A 13212-nucleotide genomic window follows, 5' to 3' on the forward strand; every position below is an offset into this window, starting at 1 on the left:
TTTATAGATTGCATTTTGTGCTTCGTCATTTTTTAACTTACAAAACATCCGCAACCACCAAGGTCAAACAAATCTAATTGTTCATCTTTTTTGTAATAATCTTCTCTTAATTGTTCCAGAGACAGATTTTCACGAATCACTTTCTTGTTTGTAATATTACCTGCAGTATCTCGTTCATAAACTGTCTTGCTCTTACGCAAGAATGTCACATCTTTTCCTAGATACTCTTGCATTTCCTTTTCAAAGCCAACCATAAATTCGAAGCGTTCTGGTAGTTTATTGAGCAAATTAATAAAGTGTCCTTGCCCACCTCTCACGCACATGCCACCGCAGTTATTATGGCTAAAGCCTAATTTATACAACCTAGGAATTTTAATGCCGACACTCGATAAATCAGCAATCATTTCATCCTTAGTTATATATGGGGCTTCACACATAGGAAACTCAACTTTGTAAGGATGCCAATTGCTAACAGGAGCTTTTTTTCGATGTTCTTCGGTCCAATCTATACCCAAGTACAAAATACATTCTTCTGGTGCATAGTTATCAGCTATCCAGTCTGAAGCAGTCTTTTGTTTCAACATATGACTACATTGCGCTAATCTACTATTTCCTAGCCAACGTACATCTTTGAATACTTCCCATGGAGTACGACCGTCTTCGATATACGTAATGGCTATTCCAAAGTACTGCTCACAATCATTCATGAATCGGTATAAATCCTCATCTTCAATCTTCGTATCAGTAAATAAAAGAATAACGTTTTCTTTTCCGTGTTTCTCTATTACTCTTTTAGTTGTGTAATACGACCCTATTCCACCACTAAAAAATACAATATGTTTCAAGTCCTCACTCTCCTAACACCGTATCCACACGCTTTTTACTATCCTCAACATTGAATCCATTAGGATATCGTTTCTGTAATTTGGAAATGTTCGCTTCTGCAATTTCATCGAGTGACAAACCTGCTAATCTAGCTATATTAGCTAGATACCACAACACATCACCCAGCTCTTTTTTAACTTCTACTTGATCAATAACATGACCATGAAACATTGCCTTTTTAATTAAATCAGCAACCTCTCCAGCTTCACCTGCTATACCTAGTCCGTAATTAACTAGTTCGTTATCGTGTTTAGCTGCTGTTCTCGTAGCTAACAACTGATACTCATTCATGTTCATTTTGCATTTCCTCCATTTTGGATTTGTTCAATTCAATTAGCTTTTCTATATAAACAATTGCTTTTTCTAAATCTCGAGCATTATAGCCATTCTTTTTTCCATATCGAGTTAGATATTTAATTGCATTGATTCTATGAAAACCGATACATTCATCTAAGTTGAAATTTTCATCAGCAAACGTCCACACATCAATTTTGCCTTCATGATAGTGATCTGAATCTGGTCTATTCTCAGTATTCTTGATATGCTCATTTGTTGGCATCAACTTATCACCTTTCTTCTTCTCAAATTATTCTTAGTAATAATTCCATTTTTCTTTTTCCAGTTTCTAATTGTGCATGGTGATACTTTGTACATTTCAGCGATTTCTCTATCCAATTTTCTATCCTTTTTTAAATCCAAATACTCAGCTTTAGTCAGAGTAGTTATTGGCTTTGGTCCAGACTTTTTATTTTTTAAATCAGCTTTAATAACCCTTCGCTTATTCACCAGTAACATTAACTTGTCACCATACTTGCGGAGCTGTTTACAATTAGAACAATGATTATATTCATTGGCTGCCCGACAATTACATTTGTTTGTAAGTGCATCAACCTTCTTCAATATTGCTACACGTTTCTCAAGCATTTCTGCGTTCATCTACATCCCACACTCCTCTCTCAATCCAGCCTTCGTTTAAATACTGCTGAATCCATTCGAAATCGTAAGGCATGATAATACTGACTTCGCATCCATCGACTGTCATGAACAACTCGATATACTTTGTAAATGGATTAGGTATGGCCTTCCACAATCTACCCTGTGGCTGTTTTGACTTCTTCACCGACTGAACAATAGGAATCCCATTGCGCATGTTCATAGTGCGAACCCCTATAATTTGATTCCTAGTTTATTCTTGAACCATGCTTCTATTTCTTCGTATTCCTCTTGGGTAATTTCCCAATTCTCTAGAAATTCTCGAAAAGAATCTCGTCTTGCTTCTTTCATCAACGCATACATAAAGTCATTCAACATTTTTGGTTGCATCAAAATGCTCCTCTCTTTAGGTAGTTCTTCATTTGGTAGTAAAAATGGTAATAAATAAAATTCCCACTAAACTTATTATCTAAGTAGACAATTTCAAAGCCGTAACGAGCCTTGAAAGTATTCAACGAGCCAAGCAATGCAAGTGGATCGTATTTACTTCTGTAGGTTCCGTTTAGTATTTTCTTATAGCCTTCTGGATCTTCAAGTAAGATTGTGAATGGCATATCCTTCGCGCGAATTAATTCATTTTCAAAGCGTGTACGCTCGTCCTTACCCAAGTTTCCAACAATCTCATCTACACTGGCTTTGCGTTCAACTCCACTGTTCAAATAAATATCTCGCATGATGCCAAGCTCTTCATTTTTCGGTAACATTGCTGTGTAATCGCCAGTGTCTAACTTTTTCAATTTGATTGGTACATCCTTGCTGCGTAAATATTCAAGAATATGACCGTTTACTTGTTCACGTGTATCAACCACGATTGTCATTGTTTTTAAGATTTTGTTTAATTCGGTATCTGTGTAATGGTAGTGAATCATTCCGACTCGCCCTCAATAACGTCAGTAGTTACACGAACAACCTCACTCATTCGTACATAATGCCCGCCATGACCTTCTTTTTCGAAAGTAATACAAGCTCCAATTCCTTCTCGCATTGCAGTTTCTATAGTTTCTAAAACTTCTAAAACAGCAGAATGATTTTCTTCTGTAATAGGTTGATCAAATGTCTCTTTAGTGCCATTTTTATATAAAAAGTCGAATTTCATTTTCACTGTTCATTACCTCCTTATTTTTGTTTGTTTTAAGCGTCGTACAGACGTTCTATTAATAAGTTGGATATATTTATCACCCGTCCTCTAAAACGTCTTAAAACGGCTGTAAATCACTTATTTTGATTAGCGTATAAAACAGCACTCTCGTACAATTTTTTCTTCATGACATTCGAAGCTTCATTTTCAAATTGTCGATAGTCTGTGTAAATGTCGTTCCATCCGTTATTAGCTAGTGTCTCTTGCCACTCCATAAACAACATTAATGCATCTACATCTGCACATATCCATTCATTCAATTTCGGATTGTGTTGCCATCCACAGGCTTGATGCACCATCATTCGAATGTGTTTATCGATTGCTTTAGCTTCTTCCCATGATTTGAACCATTTTTCTATTTCACCGAAAATCGGATCAGCTGCCTTTAATACTTCTTCTGGAACCAACTTCGCATTTTTTAGCGATAATCTACCATCCGATTCATCCCGATAAATTTCAGCACCAGATTTCCAAATCATCGATAGTACATGAAGGGTTTTCAAAAATACCACTTCCTTACATTTCAGTAGTTACTATTTTCTTTAAAAACGGCGTTTTAACCCCTATTAAATAACTCAGTTACTTTTAAGTAACTCCCTTGGACCTTACAGCCATATAGGTTTAAGCAATTTTAGTTAAAATCGTTACTTGGAAAGTGCATTACGCTCTTATATATATATATTTATATTTTTTATTTTTTTATTAATATAAAAACCAAATAACAAAAGTAACTTTAGTAATATAAAAATAGTCTTAAACCATTGATATGACTGAATTTCCGAGAGTTACTAATGAGAGTTACTTTGTTAACTCAAAGTTACTAAACTAGCTTAAATGACGTATTTTCAGCCTCTTTTGTAACTATTTTTTCTTCAAAAGTAACTCCTTTAGGGGCACGCTCTTGTAAAGTAATTCCAATGAAAAAGTTTTTGTTTCCTGTACCACGTTCTTTTTTAAAGCCTTTCGTTTCTAACATTCGATAAAAACTACGGTTACTCACTGTGCGTTCACCTGATTTATAACCAAAACTGTCATAGACGGTATATAATTCTTTGGCTTCGATTTTGATATTTTCATTAGTTTTATCTACATAGCAACATTCGGCTAAAAACGGTCCAAGGATGTCCATGTCTTCTTTATAGTTACCCGTTGCTTTTGCCACCACTGCTGGCTCAATTAAACCGTCCTTCTGCCACTTTAAGCAGCCTTCAATTGCCCAGTTGAGTATTCCACTCATTTCTAACGACAACTTCTCAGGTAACTTTTTATCACGTTTATGTGCTGGCAAATTTAAATCAAATGGAATCAACTTAACCCTGCGCCATATACCTTCATCCAAGCCCCCAATGATCGGCTTATGGTTAGTGGTGAAGAATACTTTAAATTCTGGAATGTACTCAAAATACTCTTGTCGTAAAAAGCGTGCTAGGACAGGTTCACCGCCTGTAATTTGCTTAACGAATGATTCTGATAGCTTTTCGCCTTCCTCTGATTCAATCGCTGATACAAAACGCGAACCTACTAACCTAGCTATATCGTTATTAGCACCAGTTTCTTTTTTCTTAATAAAAGTATCTGATTTTGCTTGCTTGCCATATTCCCCTACAAGATCTTTGATTGTGTTGATAAAGGTTGATTTACCGTTACTACCACCACCAACTAAGAACATCATAATTTGTTCTGAAATATCACCAGTGAGGCTATAGCCAATCAATCGCTGCATGTATTCTGCTAGTTCTTTATCTCCCAAAAATATTTGGTCCAAAAATGCTAACCAGTTCGGACATTTAGCATTTTCTTCATAAAAAATGTTCGTTATTTTAGTTAGCTTTAATTCCCTATCGTGCGGTTGTAGCTTTCCTGTTTTCAGGTCTACAACTCCATTTGCAACATTGAGCAAATATTTATGTTGGTCAAAGTCACTACGATCTCCTGGAACCAATACTTTTAAATCTTTAATAGCACTTTCACGTACATTATGTTTTTCACAATGCCTAGCCCATTTTTGTTCAGTTTCATCATCTGATTCACCAAGCTTGCGAACGACTTTGGCTACAATTCGATGAAGCTTTCCTTTTTCGTCAAACTCCCAATACTTGCCGTTCCAGATATACCAACCAACCGATGGAATATAACGAATTACATGGCCGTATTCATATGCTATTCGCTCTGCATTTCCTAGGTCAGTTAATTTGAATTTACGCGATGGCTTTTCAACTTCTTCTGCCACTACTTCATCACTGTGGAAGCTGAATGAAAACTCGCTGTCATTTTGATGGTCCAACACCGTTGTAGTGGTAGAAGATATTGATTCTGCAATGGTACGTTCACCGTATGTTTCACCAGTATCACTAAAATGGATCCTATCCCATTTGTCGCGCATCAAGGATGTTTCCCGGAACATGCTATCCATTCTAGAAGCACTTTTACCTGTCCAGAAGGCCAAATGATTACATAAAGCTAAATCACTAGAAGAATGGTCATCGTTTATCAAATTTCCGTTATACAGTGAACGTATTTCATCACCTGATTTACTACGGAACATTCGCTCCCAAAGTGCATCGTTTGAAAGCTTGATTTCATCCTTTTCGAAGTCTGCTAAATTGACTCGACCTTGTACGTTACTATCATCAAAATACTTTTCAAATATCTCTGCCAGTTCATCAGTGCGATCATATATTTCATTGGAATTTTCACGATTGCCTGTCATGGTGAAGTAGCGTCCATACTGATAAATTTCTAAACCATGTTTTGCACTTTTACGGCCCGTACCCACTACTGACTGTGGAAGGCTACCCTTGATGATGATGTGAATGCCTGTACCACTCACACTAAACTCGGTATAGCTATCCAACGTATCAATAATCTCTTTAGCAAAGTCGTTAATAATTGGATTTACTTTATCTGTATCATCTGCTGCATACGTAATGCATTTATCAATATCAATACCGATATAGTTGTCTTGACGCGAGAATACAAAGCCTATCCCATCTGCATTTGATTCTGTATAAAACTTGGCTGCTGTAGCGAATGTGGACCATGTTCTACGATCATTTGACCGTGCCTCGTTACCATCAACTTGATATGGAATTTTTGTATAACGGCCACTTTTTTCCTCCTTACGCCAAAGTAGCCATTGAGGTAATAGTCGTAATTCTGAAGGTATTTCATTAAAGTTAATTGGTGCTTTCACGTTCTCACCTTCATTCGTTGATGCCTTTGATTTTGATGTTCAAATTATCCAATACGTATCTAATACCTGCCATAAAACCTATTTCCCATTCAACGTCAAATGGTTCTGGACTCTCTTCACATTTACGTTTTTTATCTAAATAATTAGCTGCTATTTTTTCTTCAGGTGTTTCTTCGATTTCGTAATCTAACACTAAAATTCTCGCTAATTCAAAAGGTGAGTATTGAAGCATGCATAAAGCATCAGGATTTATTACAACAGCTTCTTTTTTGTGGTGACTTTCGAAAATTTTAATATGTTCGTGTAATACTGCATCTTCCCAATTCACGTCACCGCTGTTTTTGCACTTCTCGAAAAAATTAGCAACTTCACGACTAACCTTCACTTTTTCAGCCATGTCTCTTTCACCTCATTTACTTTTGCCTTGCCTTTATAAACTAGAGTTTCTTTAGTTCCACATACCGCACAATACATTCGTTTAGTTTGATAAAATTTATCGACCACTGTCACGTGACCACAACCTGTTTTACATTCGTACCGATGAAAAACTTTATTTTCCATTTGTACCACCTTCTCCGTAAAATTTGGGTATAAAAATAGAGAAGTCCGCCTAAAACAGACCTCTCTATTAAGTTTTATTTAGAATGGAAGATCATCACTTCCAACTGTGATTGGTGGTCCACTTGGTTGAGGTGGATTCACTTTAGATTCAGCAACAAATGAAACGCGTGGATATTTACGTTCCTTATCGTTTTTATCCTCAACATGCTTGATGTACACTAACACTGATTTCCCTATAATATTTTTTACTACTTCATCTAAATCAAGGCTTTGTTTACCACTATAACCGCATGCTACTAAGAATGAATTTCTTTTCTTTTCCGTATTTTCCGCGTATTCAGGGTTAGTACTACTTAAAAAAAGTGTGTTATAAAGAACTTTTGCTCCTTGATGTTTTTGATCAATGTCTGAACGAATCTCAACATCAAATCCAATTGAATATTGACCTTGCCACTCTTTGGCCTCTGCATTGATGATAGAAGCTTCATATTTCCCCTCTGCTACTAATTGAAATTCACCTGTTGATACGTTTTCTGAATCGAAATTAATTTTGAAACCCATAATTATTTTTCCTCCTTATTGTTTGTGGAAGGCACATGACCAACCTTAAAAATATCTTCTTGCAAACATGCTTTACGATTATCCAATTGATTCTTAGCGAATAAGAAATCTGTTGGCTCTAAAATAAATCCACGCTTTTGCGTTTCTGGATTGATAACTAATTTGCCTACTACGTGACAAAGACCCATAAAGTTATTCAGAATCTTATCTCGCATATCTGGATATGATCGGTTAACAGCTTGACCACTTGGCAACTCCCATTTATCGGTTGTTTCCCATGCGGTGAACACCACTCGTTTCCCTAATGTTTGGATAAAACGAACACTATCGATAATGAAGAAATCAATCTGTTGGTAGTTAGCCATCGACGGAACCCGATTATTTTTGCCATCTCGTCCTAAATTGCCAAGCATGGAACGAGTTAGTTCTGAAATATTATCAAACACTAAGTTGTCATATTTTGATAAGTCAGTACGAGAAAGATCTCGCATAAGTGCATTCCATTCTTCCCATGCCTGATGACTATTGAAATCCACAATGTCGATATTCTCGCAACCTTTTAAGACTGAATGTGTTTTATCAAGAGGGACATATAGTGTTTTACCTTCCAAATATTTAATAGTGGACGTTTTGCCCATACCAGGTGGAGCATAAAATAAAAACGTTGAAGCATCTATTTGTATATCAGCTGCGCTTGAAACCTTCATATTGTCTTCCACACTCCTTTTCTATTAAAATGGCACGTTTTCAGTAGTTGCATCTTGCTTCGCCTCTACATCTGCGAATGGATCTTCAAATTCTGGCAAGTCCTCATCATTTTCCACTGTTACACTGCCATCATGATTGACTGTATATGGAACACCTTCATGCACTTCTTCAATACTCATTTGACCATCTGGTGCATCATCCTTCGGTTTACCTTCCATGACCTCTTTAGGAGTGCCGTATTGATACGTTAAATCAACAAGGAAATATTGGCCGTATTTGTTGTATTTCTCGCTGATTTTGTTCATAATAAGTGCTTCGTTTTCTTTAGCAGTAACTACAATTTCCTCTGCTTCTTCACGTGTATCTGCATAGTGTTGTTCTTTTTGATTGAGTAATTTTTTCAAGTGGGTTTCCTCCTATCGAATACTTAATGATTGATTTTCAACAAGTTGAGCACCTTCTATTTGCTCACCTGCTTTTAGTGCTTTCGCTAATTCTGAACGACTGATAGTACGCTCTACCTTCACATATTCCTGTGGAAGGCTATCAATATCTGAAACTTCAACCTTAGATGACTTGCGGAAACTGAATGTGAATTTTTCAGTCTTCAAACGCTTCACACCTTTGGCATCTGGTTCAACGGTTTCTAAGGTTTCGGCCATGCGTTCTTTCATTCGCGCAATAGCATTTTCGTTGTACTTCCTACGTTTTGCAAAGCGTTCTTCTTCAGCTTTAATGCCTGCATTTTCGTTTTCTAGATTCTTAATGACCATCGCATAACCTTCTAATTTTGCTTCACGTTCAAGTGAGATAGTATCCATGTAGCCTTTTAATTCTTCTTCATCTGCTCCATCCAGTATTAATTGTTGAAGGTTATACATCATTTCATTTAGTTCTTTGAGTGTGTATATGCTCATGATTCCACCTCGTATTTAGCGTTACTGTCGTTTAGGATAGTAGTAAATTCTTCAATCTCACAATATTCGTGGTTGTTGTAACGTTTATTGTCTTTCAGGCAAATGAAATCAAACCAATCCCCATTTTTTGTAACAACTTTATGTGGTTCATTAGGAGATTCATTCCAAACAATAATATGACCAGGTACAACTTCATTCGGCTGCACCGCCTGTTCAAACTCGCTCACATCAAGACCAAGCGCTCGTCCAAGTGCAATGGCTTTGCCAATATGTTCGTTGAATATGTCAGATGGATTGCATTTTGCTTGTCTGAACATCATTAACATTCCGTTACTGTCATAAATTAAGATTTGAACGGTATGACCAACAATATTCCATTCGGAACGGTATTTAGATTTATGTTCATCAACAAACTTCTTAGCCTTCTCAATAATTGCAGCACGTTGTTGATTTCGTGTTAGTGGTTCAATTGTTTCGTCCACAATTGGAATTTGTGGATTCAGTCCACCTTCGATTAGTTCGTAGACATAATATCCATCTACATATTCTCCATCTACAGGATATTCAGTACCAGAATCTGCTGTATGACTCAACTTATTTTCTTCTATATTTTTACCCTTAAAAACTTTGTACGGTTTTCCGTCTGTAATTTGAGGATGTCTACTTCCGTAGAAAACAATTACATCACCCTCATACACTTCACGATCAACCTTGCGATATTGCTGACCTTCAAATTCGATAATGTCCTCCACAGTATTAGTTGTGGAAGGCCCCTGTATTGAATTATTTATAACAGTCGTTAACTGTGGACGTTCACGTAATTCATGAACAATTAGCTTTAATTCAGCTACTTCGTTTTCTAATGCTGTGATGCGTTGATTTTTGGTTGGTTTTGTTTCAACTAGTTCAAATCTTTCTTCATCAAATGAATGTGATGAACCCTTTTCATTAATAATTTGAACAGTACAATGGGATGGGAAAACTTCTTGCACTTCGTATGGTTTGTTTATTTTGTAATCAAATTGTTTAGCAACATGCTCGTTTTCTTTATTGAAAATTACCTTATCCCCAACATTAAACTTTGTCATTTCGCATCCTCCTGTGGTACACTACCAGTGTCATATAATTTTTTTATCTCGCCATTGGTTGCCGCCTTTGACGAGTTTTTTTGTGCCTCAATTTGGGCATTTTCTGCATCCTCGATGTCTTGCCAGTAATCTGATTCACGGTCGTATACATCAGCGTGTGTGTGGCCTATACGCATGGAATCACCTACTTCTCTATCTCATCGAGAAGCTTTTCTAAGCCTTCACGACTCAATATCAACTTGCCACCTAGCAAACTATAATTATCATCAGAGACTTCACCAGTAGCCATGCATGCCATATTAGGCTTGTACTTTTTCAAAATAACCTTGTCCCCATCAGTGAAAATTTCTACTGCATCCTTTACCTTGATGCCTAATGTAGTGCGCAACTCTTTTGGAATTACTAAGCGACCTAATTCATCCACCTTACGAACCATGCCTGTTGATTTCATGATATTTCCTCCTTTTGATTGGTTAACTGCATAAACAACTCACGATTTCCTGTAGCAAGGGCATTATCAATTAAATGTTGAAGATTGATCTGTTCAATTTCTTTCACCAATTCAATCGTACTTGGATTTAAAACAATGCCGTCTTCTTCCACCAATACCCCCTCCTTAATTGCAACCGTATATGCTGCTTTCATAAAAGCATTAAAGAAGTCGTTAAACACTTCATCACCCCCCCTTCAATCCAATTCAGAACGCTTACGAGCCAACACTTTAAGTAGTGTGGAATACAAAACATCTTCCAAAGGTTGTCCATCAATACCGTGGATGCCCAATTTATTTAGCTTGGAAATGACTGATTTACGCTTTAGGTGATTGATCATCGACATTTGCGTAATATCCCTCCGTGAATGCTTTGACTTCTTCCACAGCATCGATTAACCCAAAAACACGTTGCTGCTTAAGCTTGTACTCTTTTTGCTTGATTGATAGATGACTATCAAATGGTAAGTCTGGCTCGCTTTCCATAGCATCAATTGCAATGCATGTTAACTCATTACTTTCTTGCTCAATCATTTCGTCAAGATGCTCAATCAGTTTGGTCCGTTCCTCCACAATTAATGGAGTTTCGATGCTTTTTGCTAAATCAACCTTTTGCTCATCTGGCATATACGAATAGAATTCGCTATCATAAATATGTTTTCTTTCACCTGTTTCAGGATCTTGAACCTCTACAGAAATAATGTTGTGTTTACGACCTAAAATATTTAAACGCGCTTTCATACTCCCAACCTCCAAATAGTTTGATAGATTTACTTCTGACGTGATGCTACTGCTTTATTTATTGCCTTTGCGATTAGTTCGATTGGAACAGGTTTAATTTTCATTGAACTCTCCTCTCCAACTCGTTATCTTGAAATCGCTCAATCTTCGCTACAATATGGTGCCATTGCTGTATTTCTGTAGCATTTAATATCCGTGTCAACTCACCATGTCGAATCATGATTTTGCTATTATTACGTGTGATGATCTTGTTTCCGTTGGACATCTGATTCACCTACCAAAGCTTGACGTGCTATTTCACCACCATCTTTATCAACTTTTGATCCGTTATATTGCCCATGTTCATCAAATATAGGTGCAATATGATTTTTTTCATCTGCATAAAATTCAAGTGCTTCACGAAGTCTTTCAATCTCAGCTACAAGCGCTGGCACATCTTCACGAGCATGAGAAATGAATTTAGCGTTATCTGGGGCATTACCAAAACCGTTATCATGTATCTCGGCATAACCGTTGTCCTCGCCATCAAACCAAATATCTACAACATGATCACGGTCATCTGTATCGTAAGCAACTTTCCATGGTCCTGGTGTAGCCTTTGACATACGATCTTTAATGGCATTCAACTGTTCTTGATTCACCTTAATGACCTCCTTTTTGCCCGCTTATTCAACTCAGCTTGCTTAACCTCATCTGACATTGCATTCCAATCAGCTACTTTGTATTTCATTTGGTCGCACCACCTAACCATTTATCAATATCATCCAGGTCAAACAACAAAACTCTCGGTGCTGGACGATTAAACGGTATTTCCTTACGTTTTACTAATCTGTATAGAGTTGCTTCTGACATTGGACAGTTATTCAATTTAAGATACTTGTCTAATTCTTTTACACCTCTTACTTTTCGCATCTCAATACACCCTCCAATTTTTGTTTTGTGCATTTTTTAAATATCTAATATCTTACGAATATGCTTAATGTGTTCTTGCGCCTTGGGGCCATCTTTACGACCTCGAATGATATCTGATAGATAAGCATTCGAAATCCCTACCATTGCAGCAAGCTCTTTTTGACTCATCTTTTTTTTGAATAATTCACTTCTTACTTGAGCCCCTAAATCCTCTGACATACTTTAGCCTCCTTCCCTAATCCAATCGCAAAGTTAGTTGTCCGTCATGTAAAAACTTATTAATGAAGAACATCAATCCCTTGCCTGTGACAACTACTTGTCTGTTTACCTTCAGCTCTCCTTCAGAATCAAAATACTGTTGAGTGTGTATTTTCATCAGACCTTGATTTAGAGATTTTTGAGTTGGCATGTTATATTCGCGGCCTTGTCGACTTACCAGGTACCCTTGTCCACGTAACCATTTGAATAATCGATCTCTACCAATGTTTACACCGTTTTGTCGCATGTACTTAGCTGCAGCTTCAATTAAAAGTCCTTCATCACTTGTTGTAATTGCATTTGCTAAGACGACCTTCTCACGGTCATTTTCAATTTGTTGTTTCAATTTGTCGTTTTCATCCACAGATTCAGCGAGCATAATGAGTGCTTCTTTGAATGTGGAGGGCAAATGATAATTTGGTTGTGGTTGTTCAATTAATGCTTGCTCCATTTTATTGAAGGCTTGAATGTACTTAAGTTTAAATTCAAGTGCTTTCTTGCCATTGAAGCCCATTGCTAATAAAGTAAAGCCGTCTCGATTCATGTAATACATGCGATATTGTTGTTTGTTTTGTGGGTGTTCATAAGCCCCTGCTTGAAAGTATTTTTGGGCTTCCTCAATTTTGAGGAGACCCTCAATTTCGCGCAAAACATTGTCATGACGCTTTTCGAATGATTCAGCAACTTGCAATGATGTAGTTACTGCTTGTCTATTTTGTATAACTACTAAATCCAATTAATTTCCTCCTTTCGCCTACCTTTTGTTA

The 13212-nt window shown here is 36.9% G+C and carries 25 protein-coding genes; all 25 read right to left on the reverse strand.

All coding sequences use genetic code 11. From position 1 onward, the window contains the following. Nucleotides 1-32: 32 nt before the first annotated feature. The 25 genes from NY607_RS01710 to NY607_RS01830 all read right to left on the reverse strand — a co-directional run bounded on the left by NY607_RS01710 (nucleotide 33) and on the right by NY607_RS01830 (nucleotide 13181). On the reverse strand, nucleotides 33-845 hold the full coding sequence (locus NY607_RS01710; RefSeq protein ID WP_259419031.1) for a hypothetical protein: 813 nt from the start codon (nucleotides 843-845) through the stop codon (nucleotides 33-35). 4 nt (nucleotides 846-849) lie between these two features. Further along, nucleotides 850-1182 (reverse strand): nucleoside triphosphate pyrophosphohydrolase family protein, encoded by a 333-nt coding sequence (locus NY607_RS01715; protein WP_259419032.1) that lies wholly within the window; start codon nucleotides 1180-1182, stop codon nucleotides 850-852. Then, nucleotides 1169-1444: a DUF3310 domain-containing protein gene (locus tag NY607_RS01720; RefSeq protein WP_259419033.1), complete on the reverse strand. Its 276-nt coding sequence runs from the start codon at nucleotides 1442-1444 to the stop codon at nucleotides 1169-1171. Before NY607_RS01720 ends, NY607_RS01715 begins: the two co-directional genes overlap by 14 nt. After that, a complete protein-coding gene (locus NY607_RS01725; RefSeq protein WP_259419034.1) occupies nucleotides 1444-1821 on the reverse strand; it encodes a hypothetical protein in 378 nt (125 codons plus the stop codon). The genes NY607_RS01720 and NY607_RS01725 overlap by 1 nt, the downstream gene beginning before the upstream one ends. Further along, on the reverse strand, nucleotides 1802-2041 hold the full coding sequence (locus NY607_RS01730; protein WP_259419035.1) for a hypothetical protein: 240 nt from the start codon (nucleotides 2039-2041) through the stop codon (nucleotides 1802-1804). The genes NY607_RS01725 and NY607_RS01730 overlap by 20 nt, the downstream gene beginning before the upstream one ends. A gap of 11 nt (nucleotides 2042-2052) precedes the next feature. Beyond that, complete coding sequence (locus NY607_RS01735; RefSeq protein WP_259419036.1) at nucleotides 2053-2208, reverse strand: hypothetical protein; 156 nt, start codon at nucleotides 2206-2208, stop codon at nucleotides 2053-2055. Further along, entirely contained in the window at nucleotides 2208-2747 is a 540-nt protein-coding gene (locus tag NY607_RS01740; RefSeq protein ID WP_259419037.1) for an ERCC4 domain-containing protein, read from the reverse strand. Before NY607_RS01740 ends, NY607_RS01735 begins: the two co-directional genes overlap by 1 nt. Continuing rightward, the gene (locus NY607_RS01745) at nucleotides 2744-2980 is read right to left on the reverse strand and encodes a hypothetical protein (protein WP_259419038.1); all 237 of its coding nucleotides are present in this window, start codon (nucleotides 2978-2980) and stop codon (nucleotides 2744-2746) included. Before NY607_RS01745 ends, NY607_RS01740 begins: the two co-directional genes overlap by 4 nt. Before the next feature lie 110 nt (nucleotides 2981-3090). Continuing rightward, complete coding sequence (locus NY607_RS01750; RefSeq protein ID WP_396631589.1) at nucleotides 3091-3519, reverse strand: hypothetical protein; 429 nt, start codon at nucleotides 3517-3519, stop codon at nucleotides 3091-3093. Nucleotides 3520-3836: 317 nt separating this feature from the next. Continuing rightward, on the reverse strand, nucleotides 3837-6209 hold the full coding sequence (locus tag NY607_RS01755) for a phage/plasmid primase, P4 family (protein ID WP_259419040.1): 2373 nt from the start codon (nucleotides 6207-6209) through the stop codon (nucleotides 3837-3839). A 10-nt stretch (nucleotides 6210-6219) separates the two neighbouring features. Next, a complete protein-coding gene (locus NY607_RS01760; protein WP_259419041.1) occupies nucleotides 6220-6606 on the reverse strand; it encodes a hypothetical protein in 387 nt (128 codons plus the stop codon). After that, nucleotides 6591-6770, reverse strand: coding sequence for a hypothetical protein (locus tag NY607_RS01765; RefSeq protein ID WP_259419042.1), 180 nt, complete (start codon nucleotides 6768-6770; stop codon nucleotides 6591-6593). The genes NY607_RS01760 and NY607_RS01765 overlap by 16 nt, the downstream gene beginning before the upstream one ends. 78 nt (nucleotides 6771-6848) lie before the next feature. After that, nucleotides 6849-7331, reverse strand: coding sequence for a DUF669 domain-containing protein (locus tag NY607_RS01770; protein ID WP_259419043.1), 483 nt, complete (start codon nucleotides 7329-7331; stop codon nucleotides 6849-6851). A 2-nt stretch (nucleotides 7332-7333) separates the two neighbouring features. Then, nucleotides 7334-8038 carry an AAA family ATPase gene (locus tag NY607_RS01775; protein ID WP_259419044.1) on the reverse strand — a complete coding sequence of 235 codons (705 nt, stop codon included), beginning with the start codon at nucleotides 8036-8038 and terminating at the stop codon, nucleotides 7334-7336. A gap of 24 nt (nucleotides 8039-8062) precedes the next feature. After that, nucleotides 8063-8443 carry an organic solvent tolerance protein OstA gene (locus tag NY607_RS01780; RefSeq protein ID WP_259419045.1) on the reverse strand — a complete coding sequence of 127 codons (381 nt, stop codon included), beginning with the start codon at nucleotides 8441-8443 and terminating at the stop codon, nucleotides 8063-8065. Nucleotides 8444-8455: 12 nt separating this feature from the next. Then, entirely contained in the window at nucleotides 8456-8956 is a 501-nt protein-coding gene (locus tag NY607_RS01785) for a siphovirus Gp157 family protein (RefSeq protein ID WP_259419046.1), read from the reverse strand. Beyond that, nucleotides 8953-10044: a hypothetical protein gene (locus NY607_RS01790; RefSeq protein ID WP_259419047.1), complete on the reverse strand. Its 1092-nt coding sequence runs from the start codon at nucleotides 10042-10044 to the stop codon at nucleotides 8953-8955. The genes NY607_RS01785 and NY607_RS01790 overlap by 4 nt, the downstream gene beginning before the upstream one ends. Beyond that, nucleotides 10041-10220: a hypothetical protein gene (locus NY607_RS01795; protein WP_259419048.1), complete on the reverse strand. Its 180-nt coding sequence runs from the start codon at nucleotides 10218-10220 to the stop codon at nucleotides 10041-10043. Before NY607_RS01795 ends, NY607_RS01790 begins: the two co-directional genes overlap by 4 nt. An 8-nt stretch (nucleotides 10221-10228) precedes the next feature. Then, nucleotides 10229-10495 (reverse strand): transition state genes transcriptional regulator AbrB, encoded by a 267-nt coding sequence (locus NY607_RS01800; protein ID WP_259419049.1) that lies wholly within the window; start codon nucleotides 10493-10495, stop codon nucleotides 10229-10231. Next, nucleotides 10492-10716 carry an IDEAL domain-containing protein gene (locus NY607_RS01805; RefSeq protein ID WP_259419050.1) on the reverse strand — a complete coding sequence of 75 codons (225 nt, stop codon included), beginning with the start codon at nucleotides 10714-10716 and terminating at the stop codon, nucleotides 10492-10494. The genes NY607_RS01800 and NY607_RS01805 overlap by 4 nt, the downstream gene beginning before the upstream one ends. 136 nt (nucleotides 10717-10852) lie before the next feature. Further along, nucleotides 10853-11275 carry a hypothetical protein gene (locus NY607_RS01810; RefSeq protein ID WP_259419051.1) on the reverse strand — a complete coding sequence of 141 codons (423 nt, stop codon included), beginning with the start codon at nucleotides 11273-11275 and terminating at the stop codon, nucleotides 10853-10855. 233 nt (nucleotides 11276-11508) lie between these two features. Then, entirely contained in the window at nucleotides 11509-11916 is a 408-nt protein-coding gene (locus NY607_RS01815; protein ID WP_259419052.1) for a hypothetical protein, read from the reverse strand. A gap of 85 nt (nucleotides 11917-12001) precedes the next feature. Further along, nucleotides 12002-12187: a helix-turn-helix transcriptional regulator gene (locus NY607_RS01820; protein WP_259419053.1), complete on the reverse strand. Its 186-nt coding sequence runs from the start codon at nucleotides 12185-12187 to the stop codon at nucleotides 12002-12004. A 36-nt stretch (nucleotides 12188-12223) separates the two neighbouring features. Next, nucleotides 12224-12406: a helix-turn-helix domain-containing protein gene (locus tag NY607_RS01825; protein ID WP_259419054.1), complete on the reverse strand. Its 183-nt coding sequence runs from the start codon at nucleotides 12404-12406 to the stop codon at nucleotides 12224-12226. Nucleotides 12407-12422: 16 nt separating this feature from the next. After that, nucleotides 12423-13181 carry a phage regulatory protein/antirepressor Ant gene (locus NY607_RS01830; protein WP_259419055.1) on the reverse strand — a complete coding sequence of 253 codons (759 nt, stop codon included), beginning with the start codon at nucleotides 13179-13181 and terminating at the stop codon, nucleotides 12423-12425. Nucleotides 13182-13212 lie beyond the last annotated feature (31 nt).

It is taken from the genome of Lysinibacillus sp. A4 (assembly GCF_024919535.1).
In the GTDB taxonomy this organism is placed as follows: Bacteria; Bacillota; Bacilli; order Bacillales_A; family Planococcaceae; genus Lysinibacillus; species Lysinibacillus capsici.